A 17877-nucleotide genomic window follows, 5' to 3' on the forward strand; every position below is an offset into this window, starting at 1 on the left:
TACACTGGCGGGCGTGATAGCGAGCAGCTTCTCCCAGACGATCTTCCTGATCCTGCAAATCATTTCGATTGCCGGAGCCGCGTTCGCCATTTTTCATGCGCTGCGCCAACGGCCGGATGCGTTTCCCGCGGCCGGAAAGCTGACCAAGAACGCCTGGTTGGGCATTTTGGCGGTGGGACTGTTGCTCACGCTGATCGGCCCGATGGTCATCATGTTCTGGATCATCGGCATCGTCGGAATCGCGGTGTACCTCGTCGACGTCCGACCCAAGATCGACAGCATCCAGCGCGGACCCCGCTGGTAGGTAGTCACATCGACGCCCGCTTCGTTGTGGGCGTACCGTCTACCGCACCCGCCAGGGGGTTCGAGGTAGAGGGGATTTTCAGTGGTTTCACGCAAAGCAGTCGAGTTCGCGCTGTTCGGAATCGGCAGCGCCGCTGCGGCGGCCGGTCTCGGCGCACTCGTCGTTCGGCGACGTCGCCTGCATTCGTTCACCAAGACGACCGACGTCCAGCCCGACGAACTACTGCAATACCCCACGTACGAACCGCACCTCACCGAGGTGGTCACCGATGACGGGGCGCACCTGCACGTTCGGAGCTACGGTGACGCCGATGCCGAACCGATCGTCTTCAGTCACGGCTGGACCTGCTCGGCCGACTACTGGTACCCGCAGATCAATGCACTTGCCGGCCGCTACCGCGTCATCACCTACGACCAGCGCGGTCACGGCCGCAGCGATGTCGGTACGCGTCCGCTGAGCCCGGACATCCTCGCCGACGACCTCGCCGCAGTTCTCGCCGCGACGGTCGCCGAGGACAACAAGGCCGTCCTGGTCGGGCACAGCATGGGCGGCATGTCGATCATGGCGTGGGCCGGCAACTATTCCGAGCAGGTCGATCGACTCGTCAGCGCTGTGCTCCTCGCCAGCACTGCCACCGACTCTCTCATCCGCGAAACCACCGTCATCCCGCTGCCGCAGCGTTTCCCCCGAGTGCCCACCCCGGTCGGACGCGCTGTGCTCGGTTCGGCACTTCCGCTGCGGCCGTCGCCGGTGGTGCGTCAGGCCATCAAGTACATCTCGATGGCACCCGGAGCGACACCGGCCGAGGTGGCGTTCTGCGAGAAAATCGTGCTGGAATGCGCGCCTCGGACCCGTGGGGTCTGGGGAGCCGCCCTGACCGACCTCGACATTCGGGAGGCACTGGAGAACATGTCCGTGCCCACCAGCGTGCTCGTCGGCTCGGCCGACCGATTGACCCCGCCGGTGCACGCTCGCAAACTCGCCCGCGCCCTCGACGACCACGACCACTTGAGCCGCCTGATCGTCATCCCGGGCATCGGACACATGAGCTCGGTGGAAGCAATCGACGAATTCAACGCCGAGGTCGTTCGGCTCCGTAACTTGTGATCTAGCTGAACACCACGGTCTTGCGGCCGTGCACCAGCACGCGGTCCTCCAGGTGCCATCGCAGACCACGGGAGAGCACCAGCTTCTCGATATCGCGGCCCTGGCGCACCATGTCGGTGACTTCGTCGGAGTGGTCGACGCGGATGACGTCCTGCTCGATGATCGGACCCGCGTCGAGCTCGGCGGTGACGTAGTGGCACGTCGCGCCGATCAGTTTGACGCCCCGGGCGAACGCCTGGTGGTACGGACGCGCGCCGACGAACGACGGCAGGAAGCTGTGGTGGATGTTGATCGCTCGGCCGGCCCAGTGTGCGCACAGCGATTCCGGCAGAACCTGCATGAAGCGCGCCAGCACCACCGCGTGCGGGTCGTAGGAATCGACGAGCGACCGCACCTCCTCGAAGGCGGGCCCCCGCTCGGCCGGATCCTTCGCGAACTCGACATGATGGAACGGAGTGCCGTGCGCGGCAGCAATCGGCTCGAGTGACTTGTGGTTGCCGACCACCGCGGAGATCTGGGCGGGCAGTTCGCCGCCCGCGGCGCGTCCCAGCAGGTCGTGCAAGCAATGCGCTTCCTTGCTGACGAGCAGTACCACGCGCTTGGGTTCGCCCGAATCGTGAAGCGCCCATTCGGTTTCCGGCCCCAGCTCGGCGGCCACCTCGGCGAACCGTGCACGCAGATCCTCGACGCTCATGCTGACCGACGACGCTCGTACGGCCTGCCGGGTGAAGAACCAGCCGGTATCGGGATCGGCGTGATACGCAGCTTCGACGATCCATCCACCGACCTCGGCGAGGAAGGTCGAGATGCGGGCGACGATGCCCGTCTTGTCGGGGCAACCGAGCGACAGAACGTAGCGGCGATCCTCGGATACGGAAGAACTCATGCCGTCGATTCTCTCAGGGCGTGCGGACCCCGGTTGCCACCAGTGTCCCGAGATCGATCGAATCGATGCCGCGCTCGGCCAGCAGCGTCGTGAACTCGGCACGGATCTGCGCCCGAGTCGCATCGTCGAACGGTGTCAGCGCGCCGCGCATCGCGCTGCCCAGCACCAGATCCCACACGAACGACTCCGTCGCGGGAACGTGGTTGGACAACTCGACGACCCGGACGTCGGTAGCGCCCACGTCGGTGAGCCACCCACGCAGAAGATCCGCGGTCTCCATCCGGCGGATCGGGTGCTTGTCGTACCCGTCCTGAGCGAGGGGCCCGGCATGCTCGCTCGGCGGAGAATGCGCACCGATGACCTCGAAGAACGTGCCCGCGAACGCCTCGATCGCACCCTTGCGCCACACCGTCACTCCGACGCGACCGCCCGGACGAACGAGCGACACCAGACGAGCGAAGTCCTGCGCGGGATGGGGCAGGAAGAAGATGCCGTACGAACAGGCCAGTGCGTCGTACCCGGCGTCGGGCACCGTCGACGGCGGCTCCCACACGGTGGCGTCGGCGACGACGAAGTCGATGTTGCGCAAGGCGCGATCGGTAGCTTTCACACGGCCCACCTCCAACAGGTCGTCGGCGAGGTCGATGGCGTGCACGAGACCCTCGGGACCGACGGCCGCCGCCGCAGGAATCGCCGACGCCCCGGTGCCGGAACACACGTCGAGAACCGCGTCGCCGGTGGCCAACTCCAGTGCGAAAGCGAGCGATTGCCCGGCCGGCCCCCAGACCTGCGGCGTCACCGCGTCGAACTCCCTGCTGGTGGCATTGAAGGTGGCGGCGAGCGAGGCTGCGGTCATGAAGAAAAATCGTAGACCGACAGGGCTCCCGACGGCAGAGCTGTGAAAAGCTGGAGGACATGACACTCACCCGCGCTGCCCTCGCCGGAATGGTCGACCACACGCTGCTCAAGCCCGAAGCGACGACGGCCGACGTGGCCGCACTCATCGAGGAAGGCCGGGAACTCGGAGTGCTCGCCGTCTGCGTCTCGCCGTCGATGCTGCCGATTCGCGCCGAAGGAATGCTGACCGCCGTCGTCGCCGGATTCCCGTCGGGCAAGCATCATTCGTTGATCAAGGGATCCGAAGCGCGGCTCGCGGTGCAGCAGGGTGCCGACGAGGTCGACATGGTGATCGACGTCGGAGCGGCCATCGCGGGGGACTACAACGCGGTACTGGCAGACATCGTCACCGTCCGCGAGGGCATCTCCGGAAGCACTGTCCTGAAGGTCATCATCGAATCGGCGGCGCTGTCCGACGACGCGATCGTCGAGGTCTGTCGCGCCGCCGAGAAGGCCGGAGCCGACTTCGTCAAGACGTCAACCGGATTCCACCCGGCCGGCGGCGCGAGCGTCGAGGCGGTGCGCTTGATGGCACAGACCGTCGGCGGTCGACTGGGTGTCAAGGCCAGCGGCGGCATCCGTACCACGGAGGCCGCCCTGGCCATGATCGACGCGGGCGCAACACGATTGGGGCTGTCGGGAACCCGCGCGGTGCTCGACGGACTGAACTAGAGCGACTGCGTCGCATGTGCACGGAACTTCGTAGCAGACTACGAAGTTCCGCGCACATGGGTTACGCGACGAGCGAGCAACCCTCGGGGGTCGGCTGATTCTGATCCTGCTGAGTCACCGGAATCGTGTACTGCCCGCCCTCGAGGGTGAGCTCGATGCCGCTGTCGGTGACGGTCAACGACGTCGGCGTCATGTCCAACGGGTACGCCTGCAGGCTGTCGGTCAGCACGCCGACGACGGAGTCGACCAGATCGGTCGGGATACCGAGACCCAGAATCGATGCATCCACGGTCTGGAAGTCGACCCTGCCGTCCACAACCTGCGGCTCGACGGTGAGGTTCGCCAGAGCGCCGACCGCGAATTCGAGGGTGCCTGCCGACGCGTCCGAGGTGACGCCGGAGACGATCGCGCCGATGCCCTGACTCTGCAGGGTGCGCGTGATGCCGTCGGTGGACCACGCGATGTCGGCACTCGAACTGCCGATGGTGCCGCCGGAGTCGGCGGTCTGCGTCAGGTTCAGATCCCGTGCCTCGGCCTGCACGACCATGCCCTCGGCGGGGCCGAAGCGCGCGTCGTCGCTGTCGACGGTGACCGAGGAGACCTTCTTGTCCACCAACGACAGCAGCACCGGCTTGAGGCCGAGACCGACCTCCACCTGGCTGCCGAGCTCGGATTCGAGCTGGCCGGCGAGGCAGGATTTGATCTGCTGACGCACGAACAACTCGCCGCCGATGACGGCGACGAGGAGGACTACGACGACGGAGACTGCGATCAACGGCACGCTGCTGCGCTTGGCTGTGGATGACATTCCCGGCAGTCTTCCCGATGATTCTGAGCAAGCTCTGTGAAACTCGCCGAACCTGCGGCATCGGATCGAAATTTTGTGACCTGTAACACATTGTGACGTAGGCTTGCGTCATGAGTACGACAGGACCGAGCGTGCACGAACTGCACTCGTTGGCCACTCGTCAGGACGGCTACTTCACGGCCGAGCAGGCCGGAGAGCTCGGCTTCGATCCGGCGATGGTGCGCGTCAACCTTGCCACGAACACGTGGACTCGCGTCGAGCGCAACCTGTTCCGTCTCGGCCAATGGCCACACAGTGAGCTCGAAGTGTTCGCGATGTGGTGTGCCTGGTTCGGCGGCGAGGCGGTGATCTCGCACCAGAGTGCGGCCGAGCTGCACGGTTTCGGGCATCTGCACCCCCAATTCGTGCATGTCTGCGCCTTCGGCGACCTTCGACTGACCGACACCAGACTCGCGGTGCATCGCCTCCGGCTCGAGCCGCGTGACGTCGAATCGGCAGGCACGTTCAATCTCACCACCCCGGTGCGCACGGTGCTCGACCTCGCCGCGGGCGGCATCTCCCAGATCACCCTCGACGAGGTGGTGTGCGACGCCGTCGCGATCGGTCGGGTGGACCCGCAGGCGCTGTATTTCGAGGCAGGCAGCAGTACCGATCGAGTGGCCGAACGCGTCGAACTGGCACTGTCGGCCTGCACGTAGCCGCGACATCGGGTGCAGCCGACCGCGCTGAGCGCGGTCAGCTGCACCCGATTCACGGTGCGGGTGCGACCGTCGACCAGGGGACCGTGAGCACGTTGTCTCGCATCCGTCGGCGGGGGAGTGTGACCGGAAGACCCTGCTCCGCAAGCACTCTCAGGGCTGCGCGCCAGCGCAGTCGAGGCCCGAACGGGGCCAGCGGTGCCGACACCGACCACGCTCTGTCCGCCCGCTGAAGCAGATCGTGCACCAACTCGCCCTCGACGTTGCGGTGGATCAGCACCTTCGGGAGTCGCTCCGCGATGTCCGACGGCATCTCGACGTCGAACGGGTCCCACGCCAGCGTCAGCGATCGCGGGCCGTCGGCGTCGAGCAACACCCAGGCGCAGCGTCGACCGAGTTCGTCGCAGGTGCCGTCCACCAGCAGGCCGCCGGGTGCCAGGCCGGACAGAATGCGTTGCCAGGCAGCAGGAACCGCGTCCTCGGGATATTGCCGCAGTACGTTGAACGCGCGCACCAGGTTCGGGCGCAAACCGGCCAACTCGAATCCGCCGCGGGCGAACTCCACGCCGTCACTCCCCGGAACGACGCGGGCGGGATCGATCTCGAGGCCCGTCACGCGAACATCGGGCCGGACTGTACGCAGTCGACCGGCGAGTTCGAGCGTGGTGTTGGGCATCGCGCCGTAGCCCAGATCGACGACGAGGGGATCCGGTGAGTCGAGCAGAACGCGTCGAACATCGGGGTTGTGCGTCAGCCATCGGTCGCTGCGACGCAACCGATTGATGCCGGTGGTGCCGCGGGTGATGACGCCTTCGGGCCTCTTCAGTGGGCTAGGCGTTCTTCTCGAGCCAGTCGGCGGTCACTTCGCCCTCGCCGCGCCACAGGTCGATCAGGTTGACCAGCATGAGCTGCTCGAGTTTGCCGCCGATGAACGGCAGGAAGACCTTGGCCTCGGAGGAGGTGCGCAGGGTCGAGCCGCCGTTGGTCGGGAACAGCGAGGTGGTGCCCTTGAGTGAGCCCGGTCCGGCCGGAATCGACGCGTCGTAGTGGCCCGCGGTGACTTCCTCGTAGGCGTCGAAGTGCACGTTGCGGGTGATCACCATGTCCTTCTTCATCACCGTCTGCGCGATATCGGGCAGTTCGGTGCGCGGGATGACGTGGTGCATCACGATGTCGATTCCGGCGTCGGACACCTCGAAGCTCTTCAGCTCGTTCTCCGAGTACTTACGCATCTCCTCGATGCGCGCATCCCAGTGATCGCGACTGGAGAGCGCTGCATAGACCTGCTGCGTCGAGTGGGTGAACCGGGCGGAGTAGTTCATTCGGCGAGCCATAGTGCGCCAGGTTAGCTGTTCGTGTTCGCGGCGATCCAGTTACCGGTGAAGTCCTGTTCGTTGTCGATGAGGGAGAGCACCTGCTCGCTGATCATCGCTTCGATCTTGCCGCCGAAGATCGGGACCTTGACCTCGGTGGTGCCGGCCAGTGCGACGATCGTCGTTTCGCCTACACCGTCGAGCGTGGTGGTGCCGGTGATACGGGCCGGTGCACCCTCGACGGTCGCTCCGAACATGCCGTCGGCGTGGCTGCCGTCGAACAGCCCCCAGCTCTCGGTGCGTTCGATGATGAGGTTCCCCTTCTTGAAGGCGGTCACCGCGGACGGCAACTCCTCTTCGGGGACGGACTGGGTCATGACGACGTCGATGGTGCCGTCGCCGACGGTGACGCTCTTCAAGCTGGCACCGGGGCCGCCGATCTGCTCGATGCGGTCCTTCCAGTACTGCTCGGACGTCAGTGCGGCATGGACCTTGTCGGCGGAGGCGGGCACAGTCGAGCTGTGCTCAATGGGGCGAGGCATCCCCGCAGGTTACCGGGTGACTCCCACGTAGGTGCGCGACCGGTAGCGTGAGAGTCCGTGCCTACTGCAATTTCGGAGCTCACCACCATTCGAGTGGGCGGCCCGGCCCGTGAATTCTGTGTCGCGACGACGGGTGACGAGTTGGTGTCGCTGGTGCGCGACGCGGATCGGGCCGGAACGGACGTGCTGGTCGTCGGCGGTGGATCCAACCTGGTCGTCGGAGACGACGGGTTCGACGGCCGAGTGGTTCGGGTGACCGGGTCGCGGCTCGAGATCGACGGCGAGATGGTGACGGTCGACGCGGGCGTCGAGTGGGATGCCGTCGTACAGGCCACGATCGATGCGGGACTGTCCGGTATGGAAGCGCTGTCGGGTATCCCCGGAACCACGGGCGCGACGCCCATTCAGAACGTCGGCGCGTACGGCGCGTCGACGTCGGAGCTGTTGCACGGTCTCACCGTCTACGACCGTGAGACCGAGGAGACGGCGGTGTGGACGCCGGAGCAGTGCGGTTTCGGTACGCACCGGTCGTCGGTGTTCAAGCGGTCCTCCCGCTACGTGATTCTGGACGTGACGTTCGCGCTGAAGAAGACGACCGAGTCGCTCCCGGTGCGCTACGCGGCGTTGTCGGAGCGTCTCGACGTGCAGATCGGCGACGTCGTACCGGTGCCGGACGTCCGCGCAGCCGTACTGGCTCTGCGGGGCGAGCGCGGCATGGTGCTCGACGCGGCCGATCACGACACGTGGAGCGTGGGGTCCTTCTTCCTCAACCCGGTGTTGCCGGAGGTGCCCGAGGAGGCCGTTCACGCGCCCAGCTTCCCGGACCCTGCGGGCACCAAGATCCCGGCTGCCTGGCTGATTCAGAACGCGGGCTTCCCACGCGGTTACGGCACCGAATTCGGCCGCGGGACCGCAGCTCTGTCCTCCAAACACGTACTGGCCATCACGAACCGGGGCGGGGCGACCGCGTCGGACATCATGGCATTGGCCGCGCACGTGCGAGACGGGGTGCAGGAGAAGTTCGGCGTCACCCTCACGCCCGAATGTGACCTCGTCAACTGCGCGCTGGGTTAGAGCTACTCGAAACGGCGCATACGATGGAGCTTTGCGCGTCCAGCTCGTAGGAGGTAAATCAGTGCAGGTCACCAGCGTGGGGCATGCGGGATTCCATATTCGGACCGAAGCCGGGAGCATCCTGTGCGATCCGTGGGTGAACCCGTCTTTCTACGCGTCGTGGTTCCCGTTCCCCGACAACTCGGCCCTGGACTGGGACGCGCTGGGTGATTGCGACTACCTCTACGTCTCGCACCTGCACAAGGACCACTTCGATCCGAAGAACCTGGCCGAGCACGTCAACAAGGACGCCACGGTGCTGCTGCCGGACTACCCGGTGCTCGATCTCAAGCACGAGCTGGAGAAGCTCGGCTTTCACAAGTTCTACGAGACGACGGACTCGGTCAAGCACACGATTTCCGGTCCCAAGGGCGATCTCGACATCATGATCATCGCGCTGCGAGCACCCGCAGACGGTCCCATCGGCGACTCGGGTCTGGTCGTCTCGGACGGCAAGACCGTCGCGTTCAACATGAACGACGCGAGGCCGGTTGACCTGGACGTCATGACCGAGAATTTCGGTCCCGTGGACGTGCACATGCTGCAGTACTCGGGTGCGATCTGGTACCCGATGGTCTACGACATGGTCTCGCGCGCCAAGAAGAACTTCGGTATCCAGAAGCGTCAGCGTCAGATGGATCGGGCGCGTCAGTACATCGAGCAGGTCGGCTCGACATGGGTCATCCCGTCGGCAGGCCCGCCGTGTTTCCTCGACGACGAGCTGCGCTCGCTCAACGACGTCTACGGCGATCCGGCCAACGTGTTCCCGGATCAGATGGTCTTTCTCGAGCAGATGCGACTGCACGGGCACGACAAGGGCCTGCTGATGATGCCGGGCACCGCCGCAACGTTCGACGGTTCCGAATTGCTCTCGCACGAGCACCCCATTCCCACCGCCGAGGCGGAGGCCATCTTCACCACCGGCAAGGCCGAGTACATCGAGGCGTACGCCCAGCGTCAGGCATCGGTCATCGCGGCCGAGAAGGCAGCCTGGGCCCCGGCCGAGGGCGAGCCACTGCTCGAGCCGATGCGGGGCCTGTTCGAGCCGATCATGGCGCAGACGGATCTGATCTGCGACGGCATCGGCTACCCCGTCGGAATCACGATGGGCGACGAAACCGTCGTGCTCGACTTCCCGAAAAGAATTGTGCGCGAACCGATCTCGAACGAGAAGTTCCGCTACAGCTTCACCATCCCGCCGGAACTCGTCCGCACCGCCATACGTGATCAGGAGCCGGACTGGGTCAACTCGATCTTTCTGTCCACCCGCTTCCGTGCTCGACGCGTCGGCGGCTACAACGAATTCCTCTACACGTTCTTCAAGTGCCTCACCGACGAGCGCATCGCCTACGCCGACGGCTGGTTCTCCGAGGCGCACGACGACACCGCCACGATCACGATGGGCGGCTACGAGATCCAACGCCGCTGCCCACACCTGAAGGCGGACCTGACGAAGTTCGGCATCGTCGAAGGAAACAAGCTCACCTGCAATCTGCACGGGTGGGACTGGAGCCTCGATTCCGGCCGCTGCCTCACCTCCAAAGGCCACGAATTGCGCACGCGCAAACTCTGAGTCATTCCGCAGGCTCCACTCCTGCAGCTGTGAGTCATTCCGCGGGCTCCACTCCTGCCAGCTGTGAGACTGCCCCCAAAAATCGGGGTAGTTCGCAGACGCAGGTACGTTGGACAACGTGCATGAGCAGGTAGAACAGACAAAACGGACGCGTGCGGTGTGGTTGATCGCCGTGCTCGTCGCCCTGGTGGCACTCGTGGCAGGCTGCACCGTCGGATCGGGGGAGGGCGGCTCGGGTGCCGCGGCCCCCACCACCGAGGCAGCGCCCGTCGCGGAGGTCACCGAGAACCCGGTCGCAGGTGCCGTCGACGTCAGCCCCGTCGCGCCGATCTCGGTCTCGGTGGCCGACGGAACGCTCACCGAGGTCGCGTTGACCAACCCCGACGGCAAGGTAGTCCAGGGCGCGCTCTCGCCGGACAAGACCTCGTACGCCATCACCGAACCACTTGGCTACGGCGTCGAGTACACCTGGTCCGGCTCGGCCCTGGGCAGTGACGACAAGGCCGTCGACATCACCGGGGCGTTCACCACCGTCGAACCGGACAGTCGCACCTCGGTGAGCACCAACATCGGCGACGGCCAGGAAGTGGGCATCGCCGCGCCGATCATCCTGCAGTTCGACTCCGCGATCGCGGACAAGGCCGCCGTCGAGAAGGCGTTGACGGTGACCACGAACCCGCCGACTCCCGGCGCATGGGCCTGGTTCCCCGACGACAACGGCTCACGCATCCACTGGCGTCCCACCAACTACTGGGCTCCCGGCACGACGGTGTCGGTGGACGCCAAGCTGTACGGCGTGAACTACGGCGACGGCGCGTACGGGGCCGACGACGTCACCCTCAACTTCAGCATCGGACGCAGTCAGATCGTCGTCGCCGACGCCACCAGCCACCGTATGCAGGTGGTCCGCGACGGCCAGACCATCATGGACATTCCCGTCAGCTACGGCGAGGGCAACGAGGACCGCAACGTCACCCGCAGCGGCATCCACGTCGTCACCGAGAAGCACGAGGACTTCCTGATGTCCAACCCGCCGTTCTACGAGAACGTCCGCGAACGCTGGGCGGTGCGCATCTCCAACAACGGTGAATTCATCCACGCCAACCCGCTGACCACCGGTGTGCAGGGCGCATCGAACGTCACCAACGGATGCATCAACCTCTCCGACGCCGACGCCCAGGAGTACTTCCAGACGGCGATGTACGGCGACCCCGTCGAGGTCACCGGAACTCGCATCGACCTCTCGGCAGCCGACGGCGACCTGTACGACTGGGCCATCGACTGGCCGACGTGGGAGTCGATGAGTGCGGTGTGAGCGCTACGCGCATGTGCACGGAAATTCGTAGTCCACTACGAATTTCCGTGCACATGCGGCGAAGCCGCTACTTCCGGGAGAAGCGCCCCGGACCGGCCTGGTCACGTGGCTTGATGATGATCTGGTCGAGGTTGACGTGCGATGGGCGCGACGCGACGAAGCCGATGACCTCGGCGATATCGCTCGCCACCAGCGGCGTGATGCCCTGGTAGACCGCGTCGGCCTTGTCTGCGTCGCCGTCGAAGCGCACGAGCGAGAACTCGGTTTCGACGGCACCCGGCGCCACCTCGGTCAACCGCACCGGCTTGCCGAGCAGTTCGCCGCGTAGCGTCCGATGCAGCACTGCCTGAGCGTGTTTGGCGGAGGTGTAGCCCGATCCGTTGTCGTAGGCCTCGAACGCCGCGACGGAGGTGATGGTGACGATCAGGCCGTCACCGGAGTCGATCAGCTTGGGCAGCAACGACTTCGTCACCCGCAATGTACCGAGCACGTTGGTCTCCCACATCCAGCGCCAGTCGTCGAGGTCGGCGTCGATCACCGGGGCCAAGCCCTTCGCGCCACCGGCGTTGTTGATCAACACATCGACGCGGGGAATGACGGCGGTGAATGCGGCCACCGAATCCTCGTCCGTCACATCGAGTTCCAGCGCGGTGCCACCGATCTCCGACGCCAACTCCTCCAGCCGGTCGAGGCGGCGGGCACCGATCACGACGTGGAATCCGTCGGCGGCGAGTTGGCGGGCGGTGGCCGCGCCGATGCCGGAACTCGCTCCGGTGACGACGGCGATTCGGGTATCGGGAGAAATGTGTTCGGACGAGGTCATGGCCAAATTCTATGTCGGGCGCATCGCATGCTCGCCGGGGCCCGATTGGACATCGGACGGGTGGGTGCTAACTTTGGTTCCATGTCCGCCGGCGATACCACCGCGATGCGGGTCACCTATGTGACCGCGTCCCTCGGTTCTCGCTTGCCGCTTCCTCGGGAACTGTGTTGTCCCGGCCAAGGAATCTGTCTCTAGCCTCTTCGAGCTTCAGGCAGTCGATTCGCGTGCCGTGGCCCTTCGTGGCCGCCGCACCCACCCTTGACCTGCACCACTTCTCCCTTTCTTCGCTGTTCGTCCGCGGTGAAAGGCCTGCACCTGCTGAGGATCTTCGACGGATGTCTGTCACCACGCTGCACCACACCCGCTCTGCCGCGCTGCGATCGCGTCTCCAACTCGTCCCACCCGATCTGCGGATCGCCGACGGCCCCGCCGCGTCGGTGCTTCGGGTGGCCTGCGTCGAAGGCCCGATCTCACGCGAGCGTGCCGCTCGCGCAACAGGATCGAGTATCGCAACGGTCAACCGTCAGGTGTCTGCCCTGCTCGGTGTCGGACTGCTCCGTGAGCGCGCAGACCTGGTGGCACCGGGGGCGATCGGACGTCCCCGAGTACCGTTCGAGATCAACCACGAGCCCTTATCGACCATCGGCATCCACATCGGAGCCATCGTCACGGGCATCGTCGTCAGCGATCTGCGTGGACGGATCCTCGGTGCCGTCGAGATCCCCACACCCGCTGGATCTTCGGAGGTAGCGCTGGCCTCCGTCACCCGCAGCGCCGGTGCCTTCGCCGGACGTTGGCATCGCCGCACCCCACTGTGGGTCGGGGTAGCGATCGGCGGACGCGTCGACACCGCGAGCGGCACGGTGGACCATCCGCGGCTGGGGTGGGAGAACGGACGCGTCGGCGGCATCATCGGCGGCGGACTGGGGCTACCGATCTCGGTCTCCGGGCACGTCGACGCAATGGCGGCCGCCGAGTTGCTCCTCGCGCCGCGCCTGTCGGACCGCGCTGCTGCGCAGAGCAACAGTGGAACCTCGCTGTACTTCTACACACGCGAGACGGCGGGCATGGCGCTGACCATCGACGGCCGCGTGCACACCCCCGCGAGCGGTCCTGGCTCCATCGCGCACCTACCCACCGGATCGTCGGCGCTGTGCGGCTGCGGCGCTCGAGGATGCCTCGAGGCCTCCGTCAGCGATCGAGCGGTGGCCGCTGCTGCCGTGGAGCGCAATATCGTTGCGCCGCGGCCCCGCCCGAGCGTTGCTGCGGTGTATCGGGCGGCACAGGGTGGTTCGGGGGCGGCGCGGGAACTGCTCGTCGAGCGCGCGCAGATTCTGGGTCGGACGGTGGCGCTGCTGCGCGACATGTTCAATCCGGACCGCGTCGTACTCGGAGGCCAGGCGTTCACCGCGTACCCGGCCGGAATTCCGCATGTGGGGCAGGCCTTCGCGGCTCATTCGACATTGCCGCGCACAGATATTCGGGTCACCGGCTTCGGCGACCGAGTACAAGAACACGCCGCGACGGTGGTCTCGCTCAGCGCTCTGTACGCGGATCCGCTCGCCTCGATGCGCAGGGCCGCGGCGTAGGTTGATCCGACATGAGCAGCCTCGATACGACAACCCCCGCAGCAGGACCGGTTCGCCAGGCCACCGGGATCGACGGAGCCAACATCGTCTACCGCGTCACCGGTGACCCTGCGGCGCGGCCCCTGATCCTGCTGCACGGGTGGGCGCAGAGCTCGGCGTGCTGGGGCGAGGGACTGCTGGCCGAGCTGGCGGAGCGCTATCGCGTTCTCGCCGTCGATCTCCGCGGACACGGCTACTCCGACGCCCCGGCCGCCGGTTACGACGATCCGAAGATCTGGGCGGGCGACGTCGACGCGGTGCTCGCCGCCGAGGGCATCACCGCCGACGCGGTGCTGCTGGGGTGGTCGTACGGCGGACTGGTCATCTGCGACTACCTCGCCGAATTCGGCACGGGCGCGGTGGCGGGCATCGTGCTCGTCGGCGCGATCACCAGCATCGGCAGGGGAGAGGCAGGCGGCCGCGTCGGGACGGCCATGCGTGCGGCGATCCCCGGTGCGATGGCCGAGGAGCCCCGCGTCGCGATCAAGGCACTCGGAAGTTTCGGGCACGCGCTGACCGGGCCGACGGATGGCAAGGGCACGGAAGCGCAGGCCTTGTTCGGGTTGACGCTGGCCACGCGGCCACGGGTTCGTGCTGCCCTGTTCGATCGCGCAATCGGGCACGACGACCTGCTGCGCAGCCTGGACATTCCGGCATTCGTGCTGCACGGAACCGAGGACACCGTCGTCGACGTCTCTGCCGGACGGCACGCCGCGGAGCTCATTCCCACGGCCGTCGCGTCGTACTGGGAAGGCGTCGACCACGGCCCGTTCGTGGCCGATCCGCAGCGATTCTTCACCGAGGTGTCCGAATTCGTCGACGGCCTCGATGGGTGACGAGCCGGGCCGTGAGATGGGGTAGTTATCGAGACGTAATGTGGAGGCGTGCACACTGAAGAAGTGACTGGACGCCAGCTGAACAGGGTCGCTGTGTTGTCCTTGCATACCTCCCCGCTGGCGCAGCCGGGAACGGGCGATGCGGGCGGTATGAACGTCTACGTGCTGCAGAGCGCGAAAGAGCTGGCCAAGCGGGGCGTGGAGGTCGAGATCTTCACGCGCGCGACGGCGTCCACCGACGCTCCCGTCGTCGAGGCAGCTCCCGGTGTGCTGGTGCGCAACATCGTCGCTGGCCCGTTCGAGGGGTTGGACAAGCACGACCTGCCCACTCAGTTGTGCGCCTTCGCAGCCGGGGTGCTGCGTGAGGAAGCTCGGCACGAACCCGGCTACTACGATCTGGTGCACTCGCACTACTGGCTCTCGGGTCAGGTCGGTTGGCTGGCGCGCGATCGCTGGGGGGTGCCGTTGGTGCACACCGCGCACACGCTCGCTGCTGTCAAGAACGCGTCTCTGGCGCAGGGCGACTCGCCCGAGCCCGCCGCGCGTCAGATCGGTGAGCAGCAAGTGGTGGCCGAGGCGGACCGGCTGATCGCCAACACCACCGAGGAAGCGAAGTCTCTCGTCGAGATCTACGGGGCGCAGCAGAGTTCGATCGACGTGGTTGCGCCGGGAGCCGATCTGGCGCAATACAATCCGGGGGACAAGCTGGCGGCGCGTGCCGAACTGGGGTTGAATCCCGACGAGTCGATCGTGGCCTTCGTCGGACGTATCCAACCGCTCAAGGCCCCCGATGTGTTGATCGCCGCGGCTGCCGAAGTGCTGCAGCGCAATCCGACGACGCCACTGCGCGTCCTCATCGTCGGCGGGCCGTCGGGCAGCGGACTGGACCGACCCGACAGCCTCATCGATCTGGCCGAGGGCCTGGGAATCACCCCGCACGTGACGTTCATGCCGCCGCAACCGTCGGCGCGCCTCGCACAGGTCTACCGCGCCGCGGACATCGTCGCCGTGCCGAGCTACAACGAATCGTTCGGCCTGGTCGCGATCGAAGCCCAGGCCTGCGGAACTCCGGTCCTGGCCGCCGACGTCGGCGGACTCGGCGTGGCGGTGCGATCGGGCGAGACCGGACGGCTGGTGCAGGGCCACCGCACCGAGGATTGGGCGGATGCTCTCGCGGGGATGTTCTCGGATCGAGCTGCATTGGCCGACATGGCGACCGCTGCGCCGCGGCATGCCCGCAACTTCTCGTGGGAGCACACCGCCGACGGGCTCATCGAGAGCTACCGGCAGGCCAAGTTCCACTTCGATCGAGGCGAGGGGCCGAGCGAGTTCTCTCCGCGACGCGTCCGAGGATTGTCGAAACTACGCAGATCAGGAGCTGTGACTGCATGAGCGAGACCGCCGAACTGATCGACCGAGCGCTGAAGGAACGCGAGCTGGACTACACCCGGCGCGGCGACGTGTTCACCGTCGAACTGCCCGGGGAACGCAAGCTCAAGACGACGACGATGCTGACCGTCGGGCATCACGGAGTCCGCATCGAGGCGTTCGTCTGCCGCAAGCCCGACGAGAACTTCGAGGGCGTCTACAAGTACCTGCTGCGACGCAACCGTCGCCTCTACGGGGTTCACTACACGATCGACAAGGTCGGCGACATCTACCTCGTGGGCCGAATGTCGCTGCACGCCGTCAACGGTGACGAACTCGATCGCGTTTTGGGGCAGACACTGGAGGCCGCCGACGGGGACTTCAACGTGCTGCTCGAATTGGGGTTCGCCGAGTCCATCAAACGCGAATGGGCGTGGCGCGTCTCGCGCGGCGAATCGTTGGCGAACCTGAAGGCATTCGAGCACCTGGTGGACAAGCGGGAAGCGTAACTCGCTCGAAATGGGTCGGAGCGGCTGTCGGTAACGTCCGGTTCCTAGCCTGAAGCAATGACCAGGCCAGAGGACGCTCGCCCACCGGTGCTGCAGATGTTCGGCTACGGCCTGCAACACATTCTCTCGATGTTCGGTGGCGTCATCGCCGTTCCCATCATCGTCGGGGGAGCGGCCGGACTCTCCGGGGCCGATCAGGCTCTGTTGATCTCGTGCGCGCTGTTCGTCAGCGGCGTGGCAACTGTGTTGCAAACGATCGGCATCCCGTTCTTCGGCTCGCAACTGCCGTTGGTGCAGGGCATTTCGTTTGCGTCGGTGTCGACGGTTCTCACGATCATCGGCAGTGCCGAGGACGGACGGACCGGACTGCGCACCGTGCTCGGTGCCGTTCTGGTGGCCGCGCTGATCGGTTTGGCGATCGCCCCGTTCTTCTCGAAGATCGTTCGGTTCTTCCCGCCGTTGGTGACCGGATGCATCATCACCGTCATCGGGCTGTCGTTGATGCCGGTGGCGGCACGCTGGATCACCGGCCAGGAGATGGTGGGCGGTGCGCCGAACCCGAACTATCTGGACCCCGGCAACATCGGGCTGGCGATGTTCACCCTCCTCGCCGTGCTGGTGATGACCAAGATCCGCGGGCTGTCGCGGTTGTCGATCCTGCTCGGACTGGTCGTCGGCACCATCGCGGCACTGATCGTCGCCAAGACCGACTTCGGCGGCGTCGCCGACGCGTCCGTGGTGGCCGTCCCGACCCCCTTCGCCTTCGGGTCACCGATATTCGCCGTCGGCGCGATCGTGTCGATGACCATCGTCATCCTGGTGATCATGGTCGAGACCACCGCCGACATCCTCGCCGTCGGCGAAGTGGTCGGAACCGACGTCGACTCCAAGCGCGTCGGTGACGGCCTGCGTGCCGACATGGTGTCCTCCGCCGTCGCCCCGATCTTCAACACCTTCCCGGCCACGGCCTTCGCCCAGAACGTCGGCCTGGTCGCGATGACCGGCATCAAGAGCCGCTTCGTCGTCGCGGTGGGCGGCGGCGTGCTTGCGCTACTGGGCCTTTCACCGATCCTCGCGGCCGTCGTCGGGGTCGTCCCGCTTCCGGTTCTCGGCGGTGCGGGAATCGCACTGTTCGGAACCGTCGCCGCCAGCGGTATCCGCACCCTCGGCAAGGTGGACTACGACAACAACACCAACGTCGTCATCGTGGCGGTGACCTTGGCGTTCGGCCTCATACCTGTTGTCGCGAGCGACTTCTGGGACGAATTCCCGGACTGGTTCGTGACGATCTTCCACTCCGGAATCAGTGCCGCCAGCATCGTCGCGGTGGTGCTCAACGTATTCTTCAACGTAGTCAAGCCCGGTACGCCATCGAACCCATCGGTGGTGGCAGCGGGCCCCGCAGTGATGGTGCGTGAGGACGAAGCGAAGGTGCTCGGCGAAGGCGGAACCTTGCCCGATAAGGACGCCTGAGTGAAATCCTGC

The 17877-nt window shown here is 66.0% G+C and carries 19 protein-coding genes; 12 read left to right on the plus strand and 7 right to left on the minus strand.

Annotated elements, in window-relative coordinates:
• Nucleotides 1-13: 13 nt before the first annotated feature.
• Both AABD04_RS04565 and AABD04_RS04570 read left to right on the plus strand, forming a co-directional pair.
• Nucleotides 14-304: a DUF2516 family protein gene (locus AABD04_RS04565; RefSeq protein ID WP_121873494.1), complete on the plus strand. Its 291-nt coding sequence runs from the start codon at nt 14-16 to the stop codon at nt 302-304.
• Nucleotides 305-385: 81 nt separating this feature from the next.
• Nucleotides 386-1411 carry an alpha/beta fold hydrolase gene (locus AABD04_RS04570; RefSeq protein WP_341440381.1) on the plus strand — a complete coding sequence of 342 codons (1026 nt, stop codon included), beginning with the start codon at nt 386-388 and terminating at the stop codon, nt 1409-1411.
• A gap of 1 nt (nt 1412) precedes the next feature.
• Here AABD04_RS04570 and purU read toward each other — a convergent pair whose 3' ends face one another.
• Both purU and AABD04_RS04580 read right to left on the minus strand, forming a co-directional pair.
• Nucleotides 1413-2297 (minus strand): formyltetrahydrofolate deformylase, encoded by an 885-nt coding sequence (gene purU, locus AABD04_RS04575; protein WP_341440382.1) that lies wholly within the window; start codon nt 2295-2297, stop codon nt 1413-1415.
• Between the two features lie 13 nt (nt 2298-2310).
• Nucleotides 2311-3153, minus strand: coding sequence for a class I SAM-dependent methyltransferase (locus AABD04_RS04580; protein WP_341440383.1), 843 nt, complete (start codon nt 3151-3153; stop codon nt 2311-2313).
• A 50-nt stretch (nt 3154-3203) separates the two neighbouring features.
• On the opposite strand from AABD04_RS04580, the gene deoC reads away from it, so the two are divergent.
• Entirely contained in the window at nt 3204-3866 is a 663-nt protein-coding gene (gene deoC, locus AABD04_RS04585; RefSeq protein WP_341442951.1) for a deoxyribose-phosphate aldolase, read from the plus strand.
• A gap of 61 nt (nt 3867-3927) precedes the next feature.
• Here the strand turns inward: deoC and AABD04_RS04590 are convergent, their stop codons facing one another.
• Nucleotides 3928-4674, minus strand: coding sequence for an LmeA family phospholipid-binding protein (locus tag AABD04_RS04590; protein ID WP_243596476.1), 747 nt, complete (start codon nt 4672-4674; stop codon nt 3928-3930).
• Between the two features lie 110 nt (nt 4675-4784).
• On the opposite strand from AABD04_RS04590, the gene AABD04_RS04595 reads away from it, so the two are divergent.
• Nucleotides 4785-5372, plus strand: a complete 588-nt coding sequence (locus tag AABD04_RS04595) for a type IV toxin-antitoxin system AbiEi family antitoxin domain-containing protein (protein ID WP_243596475.1) — start codon at nt 4785-4787, stop codon at nt 5370-5372.
• Nucleotides 5373-5424: 52 nt separating this feature from the next.
• Here the strand turns inward: AABD04_RS04595 and AABD04_RS04600 are convergent, their stop codons facing one another.
• Genes AABD04_RS04600 through AABD04_RS04610 form a run of 3 tightly spaced genes read right to left on the minus strand, consistent with a single transcriptional unit; the run spans nt 5425 to nt 7227 of the window.
• Entirely contained in the window at nt 5425-6156 is a 732-nt protein-coding gene (locus AABD04_RS04600; RefSeq protein WP_341442952.1) for a class I SAM-dependent methyltransferase, read from the minus strand.
• A gap of 46 nt (nt 6157-6202) precedes the next feature.
• Nucleotides 6203-6706: a DUF2505 domain-containing protein gene (locus tag AABD04_RS04605; protein WP_032380350.1), complete on the minus strand. Its 504-nt coding sequence runs from the start codon at nt 6704-6706 to the stop codon at nt 6203-6205.
• 11 nt (nt 6707-6717) lie between these two features.
• Nucleotides 6718-7227: a DUF2505 domain-containing protein gene (locus AABD04_RS04610; protein ID WP_341440384.1), complete on the minus strand. Its 510-nt coding sequence runs from the start codon at nt 7225-7227 to the stop codon at nt 6718-6720.
• A 57-nt stretch (nt 7228-7284) separates the two neighbouring features.
• On the opposite strand from AABD04_RS04610, the gene AABD04_RS04615 reads away from it, so the two are divergent.
• The 3 genes from AABD04_RS04615 (at nt 7285) to AABD04_RS04625 (ending at nt 11228) form a co-directional block, all read left to right on the plus strand.
• Entirely contained in the window at nt 7285-8301 is a 1017-nt protein-coding gene (locus AABD04_RS04615; protein WP_341440385.1) for a UDP-N-acetylmuramate dehydrogenase, read from the plus strand.
• Between the two features lie 61 nt (nt 8302-8362).
• Complete coding sequence (locus tag AABD04_RS04620) at nt 8363-9913, plus strand: MBL fold metallo-hydrolase (RefSeq protein WP_341440386.1); 1551 nt, start codon at nt 8363-8365, stop codon at nt 9911-9913.
• A gap of 118 nt (nt 9914-10031) precedes the next feature.
• Nucleotides 10032-11228, plus strand: coding sequence for a L,D-transpeptidase (locus tag AABD04_RS04625; protein ID WP_341440387.1), 1197 nt, complete (start codon nt 10032-10034; stop codon nt 11226-11228).
• A 67-nt stretch (nt 11229-11295) separates the two neighbouring features.
• Here AABD04_RS04625 and AABD04_RS04630 read toward each other — a convergent pair whose 3' ends face one another.
• Nucleotides 11296-12051 carry an SDR family oxidoreductase gene (locus AABD04_RS04630; protein WP_341440388.1) on the minus strand — a complete coding sequence of 252 codons (756 nt, stop codon included), beginning with the start codon at nt 12049-12051 and terminating at the stop codon, nt 11296-11298.
• A 335-nt stretch (nt 12052-12386) separates the two neighbouring features.
• Here AABD04_RS04630 and AABD04_RS04635 point away from each other — a divergent pair, with 335 nt between their 5' ends.
• The 5 genes from AABD04_RS04635 to AABD04_RS04655 all read left to right on the plus strand — a co-directional run bounded on the left by AABD04_RS04635 (nt 12387) and on the right by AABD04_RS04655 (nt 17865).
• Nucleotides 12387-13640: an ROK family protein gene (locus AABD04_RS04635; protein WP_341440389.1), complete on the plus strand. Its 1254-nt coding sequence runs from the start codon at nt 12387-12389 to the stop codon at nt 13638-13640.
• Between the two features lie 11 nt (nt 13641-13651).
• Nucleotides 13652-14515 carry an alpha/beta fold hydrolase gene (locus tag AABD04_RS04640; protein WP_341440390.1) on the plus strand — a complete coding sequence of 288 codons (864 nt, stop codon included), beginning with the start codon at nt 13652-13654 and terminating at the stop codon, nt 14513-14515.
• A 63-nt stretch (nt 14516-14578) separates the two neighbouring features.
• On the plus strand, nt 14579-15907 hold the full coding sequence (mshA, locus tag AABD04_RS04645; protein WP_341440391.1) for a D-inositol-3-phosphate glycosyltransferase: 1329 nt from the start codon (nt 14579-14581) through the stop codon (nt 15905-15907).
• On the plus strand, nt 15904-16392 hold the full coding sequence (locus tag AABD04_RS04650; RefSeq protein WP_243596466.1) for a type III secretion system chaperone family protein: 489 nt from the start codon (nt 15904-15906) through the stop codon (nt 16390-16392). Before mshA ends, AABD04_RS04650 begins: the two co-directional genes overlap by 4 nt.
• A 57-nt stretch (nt 16393-16449) precedes the next feature.
• Nucleotides 16450-17865, plus strand: a complete 1416-nt coding sequence (locus AABD04_RS04655) for a nucleobase:cation symporter-2 family protein (protein ID WP_341440392.1) — start codon at nt 16450-16452, stop codon at nt 17863-17865.
• The last annotated feature ends 12 nt before the right edge of the window (nt 17866-17877 follow it).

The organism is Rhodococcoides navarretei, assembly GCF_038069675.1.
Taxonomy (GTDB): Bacteria; Actinomycetota; Actinomycetes; order Mycobacteriales; family Mycobacteriaceae; genus Rhodococcoides; species Rhodococcoides navarretei.

Bases quoted from the DNA above. Each gene is read 5' to 3' on its own strand.
- purU (WP_341440382.1), bottom strand. From the start codon at position 2,297: ATGAGTTCTTCCGTATCCGAGGATCGCCGCTACGTTCTGTCGCTCGGT.
- AABD04_RS04580 (WP_341440383.1), bottom strand. From the start codon at position 3,153: ATGACCGCAGCCTCGCTCGCCGCCACCTTCAATGCCACCAGCAGGGAG.
- AABD04_RS04590 (WP_243596476.1), bottom strand. From the start codon at position 4,674: ATGTCATCCACAGCCAAGCGCAGCAGCGTGCCGTTGATCGCAGTCTCC.
- AABD04_RS04595 (WP_243596475.1), top strand. From the start codon at position 4,785: ATGAGTACGACAGGACCGAGCGTGCACGAACTGCACTCGTTGGCCACT.
- AABD04_RS04605 (WP_032380350.1), bottom strand. From the start codon at position 6,706: ATGGCTCGCCGAATGAACTACTCCGCCCGGTTCACCCACTCGACGCAG.
- AABD04_RS04610 (WP_341440384.1), bottom strand. From the start codon at position 7,227: ATGCCTCGCCCCATTGAGCACAGCTCGACTGTGCCCGCCTCCGCCGAC.
- AABD04_RS04630 (WP_341440388.1), bottom strand. From the start codon at position 12,051: ATGACCTCGTCCGAACACATTTCTCCCGATACCCGAATCGCCGTCGTC.
- AABD04_RS04635 (WP_341440389.1), top strand. From the start codon at position 12,387: ATGTCTGTCACCACGCTGCACCACACCCGCTCTGCCGCGCTGCGATCG.
- AABD04_RS04640 (WP_341440390.1), top strand. From the start codon at position 13,652: ATGAGCAGCCTCGATACGACAACCCCCGCAGCAGGACCGGTTCGCCAG.
- AABD04_RS04650 (WP_243596466.1), top strand. From the start codon at position 15,904: ATGAGCGAGACCGCCGAACTGATCGACCGAGCGCTGAAGGAACGCGAG.
- AABD04_RS04655 (WP_341440392.1), top strand. From the start codon at position 16,450: ATGACCAGGCCAGAGGACGCTCGCCCACCGGTGCTGCAGATGTTCGGC.